This window comes from Paracoccus sp. NSM, assembly GCF_052379855.1.
Lineage (GTDB): Bacteria > Pseudomonadota > Alphaproteobacteria > Rhodobacterales > Rhodobacteraceae > Paracoccus.
In genome coordinates, this window is sequence record NZ_JBQTCG010000003.1 from 355,674 (window position 1) to 369,098 (window position 13,425).

Here is a 13,425-nt window from a genome sequence, read left to right on the forward strand (position 1 = left end):
GCGAAGGAGGAGCCATGACCATGCGTGCGAGACAAGCGGTCGAGCCTCTGGCGATCTATCTCTGGGCGATCCTTGGCGGTGCGCTGCTCAGCCGGATGGGTGCGCCCCTGCCCTGGATGATCGGGCCGCTGATCTTCACCGCGATCCTCTATCTTGCCGGTTTCACCCGGTTCGAGGTGCCCGTCCGCACGCGGCCTGTCGGCCAGATCATCGTCGCGGCGCAGGTGGGTCTGGCCTTTTCGCCTGCCGCGCTGGCGGTGCTGGTCTCGCTGGCGCCGCTGCTGGTCGGGATGGCGCTGGCGACGTGGCTCTGCGCGGCTGTCGCGGCGATGGCGCTGGCGCGGATGTCGGGGATGGGCGGGGTGCCCGCGCTGTTGTCGACGATCCCCACCAGCCCGGTCGAGGCCGCCGTGATCGCGGAACGTCTGCGCCAGGCCGTCGGCCCGATCATCTTCGCCCAGACGCTGCGGATCGCCGCGATCGTGGTCGTCGTGCCGCTGGCGATCTATGCCTATGAGGGCTGGCCCGACCGTGGACCGGGCATCGTCGGGCCGTTCGATCCCGTGGGGTCGGTCATCCTGCTTGCCGTGGCAGTCGCCGTCGCGCTGATCTTCCGGCGGCTGGGCATCTCGAACCCCTTTTTCCTCGGCGCGCTGGCCGGATCGGCGGGGCTGACAGCGGCGGGGATCACGCCCGCCCCCTTTGCGCCGGTGGTTCTGGGCGCGGCGCAGGTGCTGCTGGGGACGTGGCTGGGATCAAGCTTTCGGCGCAGCCTCTTTGCCTCGGCCGGGCGGATGATCGGGGCCAGCATCGTCTCGACCCTGCTGTTCGTGGCGCTGACGACCATCGTGGCCTTCGTGCTGGCCCGCATCCTTGGCCTCAACTGGGAGAATCTGGTCCTGGGCGCCGCCCCCGGAGGCGTGACCGAGATGGCGTTGACCGCGAAATATCTGGGCCTGGACGTGGCGCTGATCACGGCCTTCCACATCGTGCGGATCTTTCTGATCGTGCCCTTCATCCCCGGCATCGCAACGGCGTTGAACCGACGCATCGGGCGCTGATGCGCGGCGCCCCAAGGGCGCGACTATACTGCGATGGTTGGGAAATGGCGGACCCGGAGCGATTCGAACGCCCGACCCCCAGATTCGTAGTCTGGTGCTCTATCCAGCTGAGCTACGGGTCCGTCTTGAGGCGGTGAACTAACGGTCACGCCGGAGGAGCGCAAGGGCAAAAACCACAAAAAATCACCCGCCCCGGAAAAAAGCGTCGGGCGGGGGAAACCCAGGCTCAGCCGGTCGGCGCCAACTCACTGCGGAGCGGCAGGATCGCCATGTCGCGCGGGATCAGGATGCAGAACTGGCTGCCCTCTTCGTCGCTGCGGATCAGTTCCAGCCGACCGCCATGGCCGCGCACCAGATCGGCCGCGATGCTGAGGCCAAGCCCCGTGCCGCCTTTGCGCGCGCCGCCGGTGAAGGGCTGGAACAGGTATTCGCGCGCCTTGCTGGGCAGTCCCGGTCCGGTATCGCCGATCCTGATCCACCAGTCACTGTCATTCTCGCCCGCGCCGATCTCGACCGTGCCGGTCTGGTTCGCGCCCTCGATCGCCTGCCGCGCGTTGCGCACCAGGTTCGACAACACGCGGTAAAGCTGGTCGCGGTCGGCGCGGATGGTCAGGCTGGGCGGGATATCGGTCAGGAACTCGACCTTGCCTGCGGCCTCTCCGGCCAGGCTCTCGGCCTCGACCACCTCGGCGGCAAGCTTCGCCAGGTTGAAGCGCGACAGCGTGGGCGAGGGTTCCTCGGCCTTGCCGAAGGCTAGCGTCGTCTCGCAGAGATTCACCGCCCGGGTGATCGAGTTCACCAGCTTGGGCGCGGCGCGGCGCACCTTGGGGTCGGCGCTGTCCTCAAGCCTGTCGGCGAAGATCTGCGCGGTGGTCAGGATGTTGCGCAGGTCGTGGCTGATCTTGGCGACCGCCTGCCCCAGCTGCGCCATCCGTTCCTTCTGCTTCAGCGACGAGGTGACGGTCTTCTGCATGGATTGCAGCGCAGTCTCGGCCTCGTGCAGCTCGACCAGACGGGCATCGGGGGTGATGATGTGGCGCGCATCCTCGGGCGCCTTGGCATAGGCCGACATATGGCTGATCACACGGCGGATCGGCACCAGGATCAGGCGCTGCGCCGCAATGAACAGAAGCGCCGCCGTCAGGATCGAGAAGGCCGCCGACACGACCAGCAGCCGAAGCGCATAATCGATCATCGCCTCGCGCAGGGGGGCGGTCTCCATCGTGATCTCGATCAGCTGGCCGGCCTGGTTCACCGGCGCGCCGATCACCCGGATCACCCGGTTGTCGCGCCGGAACAGCGTCGCCAGCGCGTCGTCGATGGATTGCACCACGCCGTCGTCGCGCAGGTCATAGGTGGCGGTCACAGGCCCCGGAATGGGCGACGACAGCACAAGCTGGCGGATGTCGTTGCGCCGCAGGACGACGTTGAAGACGCCCGCATTCTGAAGCAGCTCGGCCTCAAGGTCGGCGGCAAGCGATTCGTCGGTGGCCAGCAGCGCAAGGCTTGCGATCTGCGCCCGTTCAAGGCGCGATTCCAGATGATCCAGCCGGAACGCGGCCAGCGAGGGCAGCAGGATGAAAAGCTCTGCCAGGATGACGAACATCATCGTCAGCAAAGCGAATCGGCCAGAGATCGTGTTCAGTCGCATGTGATCCGGGGTTATGCTGTCATGCCGCCCGGTTGTCAGCCAGCGGTTCGGGCAATCCTGTTCAAACGAATGTGATGATGCCACGGTTCCTTGTCACCCCCGCACAAGGGATGAACGCCAAAATGTGACCGTCGGGAACGGGCGCGCGGCCTTTTCGGCGCGATGGCCCAGACTCGGGTTGACGGGGGGGGGCTTCTGCATTAGGTGGCGGGCTTCGAATGACCGGCGCGTTTGCGCGGGGTGTCGGTATGCACCGCCTCCCGTCCCCGCGTCACCCGCAAGTTACGACCCGGAGACCGACCATGAAGCGCACTTTCCAACCTTCGAACCTCGTTCGTGCGCGCCGTCACGGCTTTCGCGCCCGCATGGCCACCAAAGGCGGCCGTCTGGTGCTGAACCGCCGCCGCGCCAAGGGCCGCAAGCGCCTGTCGGCCTGACATTGCGCCCGGCGGGGATAACCCGCCAGAACAAGGCTGTCGACATGCCGCCTCTGCCCCATCCCATCGCTGATCCGCAGCCAGGGGATGTCGGCACGGCGGCATTTCGCGTTCGCGAGCGCCGCCTGCCGCCCATCCTGACCAAGCGCGCCGATTTTCTGGCCGCTGCCCGCGCACGCCGTCAGGGCATGCCGGGCTTCCTGTTGCAGGCCCGCGCGCGGGATGATGACGGGCCGCCGCGGATCGGGTTCACCTGCTCGAAGAAGATCGGGAATGCGGTTGCCCGCAACCGTGCCAAGCGCCGCCTGCGCGAGGCCGCGCGCCACGTTCTGCCCGCCTTGGCCCGTTCCGGCTGGGATTACGTCCTTGTCGGCCGCCCCGAGGCTACCGCGACCCGCCCCTTTGACGCGCTCTGCGACGATCTGGGCCGGGCGCTGCGAAAGATCCACGCATGACGCCGCTGGCGCGCGCCCTGGCCCTGCCGGTGCGGGCCTACCGGCTGGTCGCCTCGCCCTGGGTGGGGCATGGCTGCCGGTTCCAGCCGACCTGTTCGGCCTATGCGCTGGACGCGCTGGCGCGGCATGGCGGGCTGCGTGGCGGCTGGCTGACCGCGCGCAGGATCTGCCGCTGCCACCCCTGGGGCGGGCATGGCTACGACCCGGTTCCGGGCGCCGATCCCGACCATGACCGCGCCTGCGCGCACCAACAGAAGAAAGCGCCGTGATGCTGGACGATTCCGACGAGACCGAGATCCATCCGCTTTTCGCAGGCGCCCCGGACACGACCGAATTCCGCAAACTGCGCAAGCGCCTCGTGCGCGAGACCCGCGCCGCGATCGAGGATTACGGCATGATCCGGCCCGGCGATCGCTGGCTGGTCTGCCTGTCGGGCGGCAAGGACAGCTATGCGCTGCTGGCCGTACTGCATGAATTGCAGTGGCGCGGGCTCTTGCCCGTCGAGTTGCTGGCCTGCAACCTGGATCAGGGTCAGCCCGGCTTTCCGGCGACGGTCCTGCCCGAATTCCTGGCGGCGCGCGGCGTGCCCCACCGGATCGAATATCAGGACACCTATTCCATCGTGAAGGAAAAGGTGCCGGCAGGCCGGACCTATTGCGCGCTGTGTTCGCGGCTGCGGCGCGGCAACCTTTACCGGATCGCCCGCGAAGAGGGCTGTTCTGCGGTCGTTCTGGGGCATCACCGCGACGACATTCTGGAAACGTTTTTCATGAACCTCTTCCACGGTGGCAGGCTGGCCGCGATGCCGCCCAAGCTGCTGAACGAAGAGGGTGACCTGACCGTGCTGCGCCCGCTGGCCTATGTGGCCGAGGCCGATTGCGAGCGATTCTCGCGCGCGATGAACTATCCGATCATTCCCTGCGATCTCTGCGGAAGTCAGGAGGGTCTTCAGCGCGTGCAGGTCAAGCGGATGCTGGACGAGTGGGAATCACGCAGCCCGGGCCGTCGTCAGGTGATGTTCCGGGCGCTGATGAATGTGCGCCCCTCGCATCTGCTGGACAGCGGCTTGTTCGATTTTTCGGGCCTTTTCCCCGGTGAAAGGACGAATGAGGCGGTAAAACCGCCGGTCCTGCGTCCGAATCCGGGTGAACATTAACGGAACGGCAAACATTCCGGCCTAAACACGATCCCCGGTGGTTGTGTGAAAGGCCCGGCATGTTCGAAAGATTTTCTCGTCTTCTGTCGCCACTGCGGATCATGCTGGGCCGGTCCGCCTCTGCCGCCCCGGTCGAGGGCAGCCGCAGCCTGCTGCTTCTGAGGCTGGAAAATGCCGAACCGCTTGCCGACCATCTGGGCAAGGCCGCGATGGGGCATCTGGTGGTGCGGCTCTCGATGACGCTGAGCCGGGCGACCCGCCCCGAGGACCCGGTGCAAATCATCGCCCCCGGCCTCTTTGCGGTGCTGCTGTCGGGACGCGACGATCTGGATGCGATCGGTGTCGCGCGGCGACTGCTGGATCAGGCGCAGACGCCCATCGCGGTTTCGGGGCGCGACATCCTGCCGGTGCTGACCGGCGTGCTGATCCATGCCGAGGGTGCGCCCCTGCCCGATCTGGCTGAGATGACCGAAAATGCCCGCCAGCGTTTCGAGACGCTGACCGACGACGCGCTTGGCCGGGTAACGCTGTTTCCCTATGATCCTGCGCTGACAACGGGCGGCCGTGGCGCCAGCGTTGCCGAAGCCGCCGCCGCCGGTCAGATCCAGGCCTATTTCCAGCCGCAGGTCTGCTGCAACACCGGTGCGGTGCGCGGATTCGAGCTGTTGGCCCGCTGGAACCACCCCGAACGCGGTCTGCTGCTGCCCGGCGCGTTTTTCGGACGCATGTCGGTCGAAGATCACGGCGCGCTGACGCTGGCGATCCTCGATCAGGGGCTGCGCGCGCTCAAGGCATGGGACCGGGCGGGCTGGGACGTGCCCTGCGTCGCGCTGAACATCTCGAACTGTGAACTGGCCAACCCGGATTTCGCCGCCGGCATCCTGTGGGAGCTTGATCGCCACGACCTGCGTCCCGAGCGCCTGACGATCGAGGTTCTCGAGACCGTCGGCCCGATCACCAGCAATGCCGAAGCACGTCGCAACCTGATGGCGCTGGCGCGCGCGGGCTGCCACATCGATCTGGACGATTTCGGCACGGGCTATGCAAGCCTTGACGCGATTCGACAATTCGGCGTGCAGCGTATCAAGATCGACCGCAGCTTCGTCACCGGCTGTGACATCGATCCCGCCCAGCAGCGCATGATCCTGGCCATCCTGGCGCTGGCCGAACGCCTGGGCATCGCCGCCCTGGCCGAGGGGGTCGAGACGCGCGAGGAATACACCTTCCTCGCCCAGATGGGCTGCGACGAGGTGCAGGGCCACGCCATCGCCCGCCCCATGCCGCTGGAGGAGGTGGCCGCCTATCTGGCGCGCCAGGCCGCGAACGGGCGCAGCATCGGGCGGCTCTTGGGCTGAAACCGGCCTCGGGGCCGCCGCGGCAGCCTTGCGTGACTGCGCGTCGCGGCAAATCTGCTTGACCTTTGGGGGTCGCTTCTGTTGAACCGGCGCGACTGACGCGATGACAGTGGTGACGGCATGGAAGACAACAACAGAAATCTGATCCTGGCGACGGTCCTGTCGTTCCTGGTGATCCTGGTCTGGTACACGGTCTTTGCGCCCGAACCCGTCTCGGACCAGCCCTCGGGCCAGCCTCTGGCTGAACAGGGCATCGGCGACCAGCCGCTGGCGCCTGCGGTGCCGGTGGGCGAGGCCGCCCCGGCGGACCTGGCCGCCACGGACGAGCCCGCCGAGCCGCTTGGCCGCGTCGCGATCCGCTCCGAGGCGCTGGAAGGCTCGATCTCGCTTCTGGGCGGGCGGATCGACGACCTGATGCTGACCCGCTACAAGGAGACGCTGGACGAAGGCTCGCCCGAGGTGCGTCTGCTGTCGCCCTCGTCTGCCACGGCGGATGACCGTATCAGCGTCAACCTGACCAAGCCCTATTATGCCGTCTATGGATGGACCCCCGGACCGGGCGTCTCGGCGGAACTGGTACCCGGCCCGGCGACGGTCTGGACGCTGGAATCGGGCGATACGCTGGCCCCCGGCCAGCCCGTGACGCTGGCTTGGGACAATGGCGCGGGCCAGATCTTCCGCCGCACCTTCGCGCTGGACGAGAATTACCTGTTCACCGTCGGCCAAAGCCTCGAGAACAGCGGCAGCGCCGCCTTTTCGGCCGCGCCCTACGGGATCATCGCGCGCCACGGCCTTCCCGACACGCAGAACTTCTTCATCCTGCACGAGGGTGTCGTCGGCATGGTCGATGGCAGCCTCGTCGAAAAGAAATACCGCGACATCGCCGAGCTGGACCCGATAGCGCGCGAGGGCCGGGCCGAGGTCTTCGAGGTCAGCGACAATGGCTGGGTCGGATTCACCGACAAATACTGGATGACCACGCTGGCCCCCGCGCCCGGTCAGGCCTTCACCGCCGTCGTGAAATACGCCGAGGGCGCCGACATCTACCAGACCGAAGCACGCTTTCCGATGCAGACGGTCGCGCCCGGCACGCAGCTGACCGCCGAAAGCTACCTGTTCGCCGGCGCCAAGGTCTGGGAGGTCATCCGCGGCTACGAGCGCGAGCAGGGCATCCAGCGCTTTGTCGACTCGATCGACTGGGGCTGGTTCTATTTCCTCACCAAGCCGATCTTCCAGCTGCTGCACTGGCTGCACGGGATCATCGGCAACATGGGCTGGGCGATCATCGCGCTGACCTTCGTGCTGAAGACCCTGGTCTTCCCGCTGGCGCGCAAATCCTACATCTCGATGGCCAAGATGAAGGAACTGCAGCCGCAGATGGAGGAGATCAAGGCCCGCACCGGCGACGATCGCATGAAGTTCCAGAAAGAAGTGATGGAGCTTTACAAACGCGAAAAGGTGAACCCCGCCGCGGGCTGCCTGCCGATCCTCTTGCAGATCCCGATCTTCTTCTCGCTCTACAAGGTGATCTTCGTCACGATCGAACTGCGCCACGCGCCCTGGTTCGGCTGGATCCAGGACCTTTCGGCGCCCGATCCGTCGAGCCTGCTGAACCTCTACGGCCTGCTGCCCATCGGCGTTCCCGCGCAAGGCACGTTGCTGCATTCGCTGACCCTGCCCGCGCTGGCCATCGCGCTTGGCGTCAGCATGTGGATGCAGCAGAAGCTGAACCCGGCCCCCACCGATCCGGTGCAAAAGACCATCTTTGCCTGGATGCCCTGGGTGTTCATGTTCATGCTGGGCGGCTTCGCCTCGGGCCTCGTGCTCTACTGGGTGACGAACAACGTGATCACGATCATCCAGCAATACACGATCATGTCGATGCACGGGCACCGGCCGGACTTCTTCGGCAACATCCGCGCCTCGATCCCGTCACGCGCCAAGGCCCGCGAGGGCAAGGGCAAGTGACCGCGCGGCTGGCCCTGATCCGCCGCCATCCGATCAAGTCGGTCGGCGGAGAGGGGCTGGACGCCGTAACGCTGGCGCCCGCGCGGCGCCTGCCGGGCGATCGGGAATGGGCCGTGCTGACCGAGGCCGGCGAACGCCATGCCATCACCAGCCAGACCCAGGGGCAGCCGGATCGCTGGCTGCCCAAGACCTGTTTTATGCGCGGGGTGTCCTCGCTGCCGCTGCAAGCCATCGAGGGCGGCTGGCAGGATGGCCTGCTGGTGCTGCGCCACCCTCAGGCCGGACAGATCAGCATTGATCCCGAAACCGACGGCCCCGCCCTGATCGACTGGCTGCGCCCCCTCTGGCCTGCCCATGCGCCAGCGCCGACGCGCCTGGTGCGCGGAGCGGCGATCTGGACCGACCAGAAATGGCCGTGGATCTCGATCCTGTCGCTGGACAGCCTGGCCGATCTGGAAAGCCGCACGGGCCGCAGCCTTGGCACGCAACGCTGGCGCGGCAACCTGTGGATCGAAGGCGCGGGCCCCTGGGCCGAGCGTGACTGGATCGGCCGTGTCATCCGCATCGGCGGGGTCGAGCTGCGCGTGACCGACCATGTCGGACGCTGCGACGCGACATCCGCCGACACCACAACCGGCCAGCGCGACGGCGACATGGTCGAAACCCTGGACCGCCTCTATGGACATACGGATTTCGGCATTTTCGCCGAGGTCGTGACCGGGGGCGAGATCCGCATCGGAGACGAGGTCACGCCATGAAGGTCGCCTTTCCCATCGCCGCCGAACCCGACGCCGAGACCGCCGAGGCCGCGCGCCTGCTGTTTGCAGGCCCCGTCGATTTCCTCAAGGGCGTGGTCGCGATGGACGGCCTGCCCCCCGCCGACCGCCCCGAGGTCTGTTTCGCCGGGCGCAGCAATGTCGGCAAGTCCAGCCTGATCAACGCCCTGACCGGCCGCAAGGGCATCGCCCGCGCCTCGAACACGCCGGGCCGCACGCAAGAGATCAACTATTTCACCTTGGGCGAGAAATCCTACCTGGTGGACCTGCCCGGCTACGGTTTCGCCAAGGCGCCGGTCGCGGTCGTCGCGAAATGGCAGGCGCTGCTGAAGAACTACCTGGCCGGGCGGCCGACGCTGCGCCGGGCCTTCTGCCTGATCGATTCGCGCCACGGCGTTAAGGATGTCGATCACGAGATCATGAAGCTTCTGGACAAGTCGGCCGTGCCGTTCCAGGTCGTGATGACCAAGACCGACAAGCTGGGGCCGAGCGCGCTGAAACCGGTTCTGGCCCAGGTCGAGGAGGCGCTGCAGAAACACCCCGCCGCCTATCCTGAGATTGTCGTCACCTCTTCGGAAAAGGGCCACGGCATCGCCACCTTGCGCGCGATCATTGCCGGGCTGGACTGATCGGGCCTCGCGTCCTAGGGTCCGCCCGTCAGCTTGGGGCCTTGAGGATGAGAAGACAGACCATGAACCGTGACTGGATCGCCACCGCCCGCACCCTGTCGGAGGCCCTGCCCTATCTGCAGCGCTATTCGGGCGCGGTCGTCGTCGTCAAGTTCGGCGGCAATGCGATGGGCGATGACGAGGCGATGGCCGAATTCGCCCGCGACATCGTGCTGATGAAGCAGGTCGGCATGAACCCGGTCGTCTGCCATGGCGGCGGCCCGATGATCAACGACCTGCTTGGCAAGCTGGGCATCGAAAGCCGCTTCGTCCGTGGCAAGCGCGTCACCACCAAGGAGACCGTCGAGGTCGTCGAGATGGTCCTGTCGGGTCTGGTCAACAAGCGGATCGTGCAGGCGATCAACGATGCGGGCGGGCGCGCGGTCGGTATTTCCGGCAAGGACGACGACATGATGGTCTGCGAGGCGGACGATCCCGAACTGGGCTTCGTCGGCCGCCCGATCGAGATGAACGTGCAGATCATCCGCGACCTTTACAGCGCCGGGATGATCCCGGTCATCGCCCCCGTCGCCACGGGGATGGAGGATAACGAGACCTTCAATGTGAACGGCGACACCGCTGCGGGCGCCATCGCGGGCGCGCTACAGGCGGACCGGTTGCTGCTGCTGACCGATGTGGCGGGCGTCAAGGACGCCTCGGGCGAAGTGGTGACGCAGCTGCACCCCGACCAGGTGCGCGCCATGATCGAGGATGGCCAGATCGCCGGCGGGATGATCCCCAAGACCGAGACCGCGCTGAAGGCGCTGGAGGACGGCGTCCGGGCCGTCGTGATCCTGGACGGGCGCGTGCCGAATGCCTGCCTGCTGGAGCTGTTCACCGAACATGGCGCGGGTTCGCTGATCCGATCGACCGAGCCTCGCGTCAAGCCGCGCGGATTGCGTCAGGGCGATACCGGGCTCTAGGCCCGATGGCGGGGCTTGCGGCCCCGTCGGACCCTGTGGCAGGCTGGCGGTGAACCGCATGGGAAGGGGGCAGCGCCCAGATGACTCCGCTTGGATACCGCAGGTTGATCCTGACCCGCCACGCCAAATCGGCTTGGGACGACCCCGCGCTGGAGGACCATGACCGCCCCCTGAACGCCCGCGGCCAGCGATCGGCCCGCGCGCTTGGGGATTGGCTGGCCAGCCGGGGTTATGAGCCGGAGGAGGTTCTGTGCTCGACCTCTGCCCGCACGCGCGAAACCTGGGAGGGCGTTGTCCGAACCGCTCTTGGCACGCGCCCCGTTCTGCGGCTTGAGCCCGCGCTCTATCATGCCGGAGCCGAGCGGATGATGGCCGTGCTGCGCACCGCCAGCCACCAGACGGTGATGATGCTGGGGCATAATCCGGGGATTTCGGAATTCGCCGCGATGCTGCCATCGCGGCCGCCGCTGGACCCGGATTTCCGGCGCTATCCCACGGCGGCTACGCTGGTCGTGGATTTTCAGATCGAGGACTGGTCGCAGATCAGGCCCGGCGAGGGCAGCGTGATGGATTTCGTCCGCTTCGACGGGCGCGCCTGAGGGCGAGGCCGGGGGGCCAGCCCCCCGGACCCCCCGGGATATTTGAACCAAGGCAAAATGCAGAACGGCCCCCGCGGTCAGGCGGGGGCCGTCTTTTCGTGGCGTTGATCTTCGCCCTTGGTCCTAGTGGCCGAGGATCTGACTGAGGAACAGCTTGGTGCGTTCCGATTGCGGGTTGTTGAAGAAGTCGGTCGGGTTGTTCTGCTCGACGATCTGGCCCTGATCCATAAAGATCACCCGGTTGGCCACGGCCTGGGCAAAGCCCATCTCGTGCGTGACGCAGAGCATGGTCATGCCTTCCTCGGCGAGCTGGATCATGGTGTCGAGGACCTCCTTGATCATCTCGGGGTCGAGGGCCGAGGTGGGCTCGTCGAAGAGCATGATCCGGGGCTGCATGCAGAGCGAGCGCGCGATGGCGACGCGCTGCTGCTGGCCGCCCGAGAGCTGGCCCGGATATTTGTGCGCCTGTTCCGGGATCTTGACCTTTTCGAGGAAGCGCATCGCCGTTTCCTCGGCCTGTTTGCGCGGGATCTTGCGGACCCAGATCGGGGCAAGCGTGCAGTTTTCCAGCACCGTCAGATGCGGGAACAGGTTGAAGTGCTGAAACACCATGCCGACTTCGGAGCGGACCTTGTCGATGTTCTTGATGTCGCTGGTCAGCGCCACGCCGTCCACGACGATGTCGCCGGCCTGGTGTTCCTCGAGCCGGTTGATGCAGCGGATCAGCGTCGATTTGCCCGAACCCGAGGGACCCGCGATGACGATCCGTTCGCCCCGGTGGACGGTCAGGTTGATGTCGCGCAGGACGTGGAAGCTGCCGTACCACTTGTTCATGGCGCGGATGTCGATGGCGACCTCGTCGCTGACCGTCATGTGGCTGCGGTCGATCTGACGTTCGATGGTTTCCATGATGGGTGGTCCTTACCTGTGGTCGCGTTGCAGGCGGCGTTCGAGATACATCGAGTAACGCGACATGCCGAAGCAGATGAGAAAGAAGATGGCGCCGACGAAGATGTAGGGCTCCCAGTAGATGCCCTTCCAGTCGGTCGAGGCGCGCACCGCGTCCGACATAGACTTGAGCGGATCGTAGAGGCCAACGAACGTCACCAGTGTCGTGTCCTTGAACATCCCGATGAAGGTCGAGACGATGCCGGGGATCGAGATCTTCAGCGCCTGCGGCAGCACGATCAGGCGCTGCGCCTTCCAGTAGTCGAGGCCAAGGGCGTCCGCGGCCTCGTACTGACCTTTGGGCAGGGCGGCGAGGCCGCCGCGGATCACCTCGGCCATGTAGGCGGCGGCGAACAGCGTCACCATGATGATGACCCGCAGGATGATGTCGAAGGTCGTGCCCGGCGGCAGGAAGTAGTTCAGAAGCAGCGATGCCACGAAAAGCAGCGTGATCAACGGGACGCCGCGGATGAACTCGATGAAGACGACCGAGAGCGATTTGATCAGGAACATGTCCGATTGCCGCGCCAGCGCCAGCATGATGCCCAGGGGCAGCGACAGCGCGATGCCCGAAACGCCGATCGTGACCGACAGAAGGAAGCCCCCGAACCGGTCCGACCGGACCGACTGGATCGACAGCGACAGCAGGTTTTCCGCGTCGCGCGCCGCCTCGCCCGCCAGCGTCAGCCAGAAGAGCAGCGTGACGATGATCGCCACGATGACCGAGGCCGCCGGCAGCACGCGCAGCATCGCGCGATAGGCCAGGTAGCCGAGGACCGGGCCGACCAGCACGAAGATCGGACCCCAGAGGCTGCCGCCCCAGAGAAGCCAGACCCCGAGCAGCGGGAACAGGACCGAGAAGGGCAGCAGCCACAGCACGTTGCGTTCCGAGATCCAGAGCCCGCCGATCAGCACGATCGCCGCAAAGAGCAGCCAGCCCGTGGGTGCCGACAGCGCGATCATCGAGACCAGCGTGACGGCGGCCGTGATGACCAGCAGGACGCGGCGGATGCGGATCTCGGGCGCGAAAAGCACCGGGGCCAGCGCCACCATCATCAGGCCCATCGTCATGGTCGGGCGCCAATACAGGTCCTGCGGGTAGAAGCCGAACACATACTGGTTCCAGCGTTCGCGGATCACGGCCCAGCAGGCCCCGCGCGCGCCCTCGCCCCAGGTGGCGGCGATGATCTCGCGGCATTCGTTCAGGCTGCCCGCGTTCCAGACGGAATGGGCGAACCAGTCCCAGAAGGTCATGAACAGGAAATAGACGATGCCGATGCCCAGCAGCGTCAGGATCGTGTTGACGGGCCCCGAGAACAGGTTCTCGCGCAGCCACTTGATCGCGCCGGATTGTGCCTCGGGCGCGGGGGCCGGGGGCAGCATCGTGTCGCGGACATAGGCGACGGTTTGTGCGCCGGTTTCGCTCAT

14 protein-coding genes and 1 tRNA gene are annotated in these 13,425 nt (G+C 66.4%); 11 read left to right on the top strand and 4 right to left on the bottom strand.

Annotation, left to right across the window (positions count from 1 at the left end):
• Positions 1-14 precede the first annotated feature (14 nt).
• Positions 15-1,061: an AbrB family transcriptional regulator gene (locus ACTZWU_RS07720; protein ID WP_444736774.1), complete on the top strand. Its 1,047-nt coding sequence runs from the start codon at positions 15-17 to the stop codon at positions 1,059-1,061.
• Positions 1,062-1,106: 45 nt separating this feature from the next.
• On the opposite strand, the gene ACTZWU_RS07725 is transcribed toward ACTZWU_RS07720, so the two are convergent.
• Both ACTZWU_RS07725 and ACTZWU_RS07730 read right to left on the bottom strand, forming a co-directional pair.
• Positions 1,107-1,183, bottom strand: a tRNA-Arg gene (locus tag ACTZWU_RS07725).
• 104 nt (positions 1,184-1,287) lie between these two features.
• A complete protein-coding gene (locus ACTZWU_RS07730; RefSeq protein ID WP_444736775.1) occupies positions 1,288-2,712 on the bottom strand; it encodes a sensor histidine kinase in 1,425 nt (474 codons plus the stop codon).
• Positions 2,713-3,014: 302 nt separating this feature from the next.
• Here ACTZWU_RS07730 and rpmH point away from each other — a divergent pair, with 302 nt between their 5' ends.
• The 10 genes from rpmH to ACTZWU_RS07780 all read left to right on the top strand — a co-directional run bounded on the left by rpmH (position 3,015) and on the right by ACTZWU_RS07780 (position 11,049).
• Entirely contained in the window at positions 3,015-3,149 is a 135-nt protein-coding gene (gene rpmH / locus ACTZWU_RS07735) for a 50S ribosomal protein L34 (RefSeq protein ID WP_042247969.1), read from the top strand.
• Between the two features lie 44 nt (positions 3,150-3,193).
• The gene (gene rnpA, locus ACTZWU_RS07740; protein WP_444736776.1) at positions 3,194-3,604 is read left to right on the top strand and encodes a ribonuclease P protein component; all 411 of its coding nucleotides are present in this window, start codon (positions 3,194-3,196) and stop codon (positions 3,602-3,604) included.
• The gene (yidD, locus tag ACTZWU_RS07745; protein ID WP_444736777.1) at positions 3,601-3,873 is read left to right on the top strand and encodes a membrane protein insertion efficiency factor YidD; all 273 of its coding nucleotides are present in this window, start codon (positions 3,601-3,603) and stop codon (positions 3,871-3,873) included. The genes rnpA and yidD overlap by 4 nt, the downstream gene beginning before the upstream one ends.
• The gene (gene ttcA / locus ACTZWU_RS07750) at positions 3,873-4,760 is read left to right on the top strand and encodes a tRNA 2-thiocytidine(32) synthetase TtcA (protein ID WP_444736778.1); all 888 of its coding nucleotides are present in this window, start codon (positions 3,873-3,875) and stop codon (positions 4,758-4,760) included. The genes yidD and ttcA overlap by 1 nt, the downstream gene beginning before the upstream one ends.
• 59 nt (positions 4,761-4,819) lie before the next feature.
• Positions 4,820-6,115 carry an EAL domain-containing protein gene (locus tag ACTZWU_RS07755; protein WP_444736779.1) on the top strand — a complete coding sequence of 432 codons (1,296 nt, stop codon included), beginning with the start codon at positions 4,820-4,822 and terminating at the stop codon, positions 6,113-6,115.
• Between the two features lie 120 nt (positions 6,116-6,235).
• Entirely contained in the window at positions 6,236-8,083 is a 1,848-nt protein-coding gene (yidC, locus tag ACTZWU_RS07760; protein ID WP_444736780.1) for a membrane protein insertase YidC, read from the top strand.
• Positions 8,080-8,841 carry an MOSC domain-containing protein gene (locus tag ACTZWU_RS07765; protein ID WP_444736781.1) on the top strand — a complete coding sequence of 254 codons (762 nt, stop codon included), beginning with the start codon at positions 8,080-8,082 and terminating at the stop codon, positions 8,839-8,841. Before yidC ends, ACTZWU_RS07765 begins: the two co-directional genes overlap by 4 nt.
• A complete protein-coding gene (gene yihA / locus ACTZWU_RS07770; protein WP_444736782.1) occupies positions 8,838-9,488 on the top strand; it encodes a ribosome biogenesis GTP-binding protein YihA/YsxC in 651 nt (216 codons plus the stop codon). The genes ACTZWU_RS07765 and yihA overlap by 4 nt, the downstream gene beginning before the upstream one ends.
• Before the next feature lie 62 nt (positions 9,489-9,550).
• Positions 9,551-10,450, top strand: coding sequence for an acetylglutamate kinase (gene argB / locus ACTZWU_RS07775; RefSeq protein WP_444736783.1), 900 nt, complete (start codon positions 9,551-9,553; stop codon positions 10,448-10,450).
• Positions 10,451-10,530: 80 nt separating this feature from the next.
• A complete protein-coding gene (locus ACTZWU_RS07780) occupies positions 10,531-11,049 on the top strand; it encodes a SixA phosphatase family protein (RefSeq protein ID WP_444736784.1) in 519 nt (172 codons plus the stop codon).
• A 123-nt stretch (positions 11,050-11,172) separates the two neighbouring features.
• Here ACTZWU_RS07780 and ACTZWU_RS07785 read toward each other — a convergent pair whose 3' ends face one another.
• Together ACTZWU_RS07785 and ACTZWU_RS07790 are read right to left on the bottom strand one after the other, a co-directional pair.
• A complete protein-coding gene (locus tag ACTZWU_RS07785; RefSeq protein WP_444736785.1) occupies positions 11,173-11,958 on the bottom strand; it encodes an amino acid ABC transporter ATP-binding protein in 786 nt (261 codons plus the stop codon).
• Positions 11,959-11,970: 12 nt separating this feature from the next.
• On the bottom strand, positions 11,971-13,425 hold the full coding sequence (locus ACTZWU_RS07790; protein WP_444736786.1) for an amino acid ABC transporter permease: 1,455 nt from the start codon (positions 13,423-13,425) through the stop codon (positions 11,971-11,973).

Coding starts and splice junctions, on each gene's coding strand:
- ACTZWU_RS07720 (WP_444736774.1), top strand. CDS start 15: ATGACCATGCGTGCGAGACAAGCGGTCGAGCCTCTGGCGATCTATCTC.
- ACTZWU_RS07730 (WP_444736775.1), bottom strand. CDS start 2,712: ATGCGACTGAACACGATCTCTGGCCGATTCGCTTTGCTGACGATGATG.
- rpmH (WP_042247969.1), top strand. CDS start 3,015: ATGAAGCGCACTTTCCAACCTTCGAACCTCGTTCGTGCGCGCCGTCAC.
- rnpA (WP_444736776.1), top strand. CDS start 3,194: ATGCCGCCTCTGCCCCATCCCATCGCTGATCCGCAGCCAGGGGATGTC.
- yidD (WP_444736777.1), top strand. CDS start 3,601: ATGACGCCGCTGGCGCGCGCCCTGGCCCTGCCGGTGCGGGCCTACCGG.
- ttcA (WP_444736778.1), top strand. CDS start 3,873: ATGCTGGACGATTCCGACGAGACCGAGATCCATCCGCTTTTCGCAGGC.
- ACTZWU_RS07755 (WP_444736779.1), top strand. CDS start 4,820: ATGTTCGAAAGATTTTCTCGTCTTCTGTCGCCACTGCGGATCATGCTG.
- yidC (WP_444736780.1), top strand. CDS start 6,236: ATGGAAGACAACAACAGAAATCTGATCCTGGCGACGGTCCTGTCGTTC.
- yihA (WP_444736782.1), top strand. CDS start 8,838: ATGAAGGTCGCCTTTCCCATCGCCGCCGAACCCGACGCCGAGACCGCC.
- argB (WP_444736783.1), top strand. CDS start 9,551: ATGAACCGTGACTGGATCGCCACCGCCCGCACCCTGTCGGAGGCCCTG.
- ACTZWU_RS07780 (WP_444736784.1), top strand. CDS start 10,531: ATGACTCCGCTTGGATACCGCAGGTTGATCCTGACCCGCCACGCCAAA.
- ACTZWU_RS07785 (WP_444736785.1), bottom strand. CDS start 11,958: ATGGAAACCATCGAACGTCAGATCGACCGCAGCCACATGACGGTCAGC.
- ACTZWU_RS07790 (WP_444736786.1), bottom strand. CDS start 13,425: ATGAGCGAAACCGGCGCACAAACCGTCGCCTATGTCCGCGACACGATG.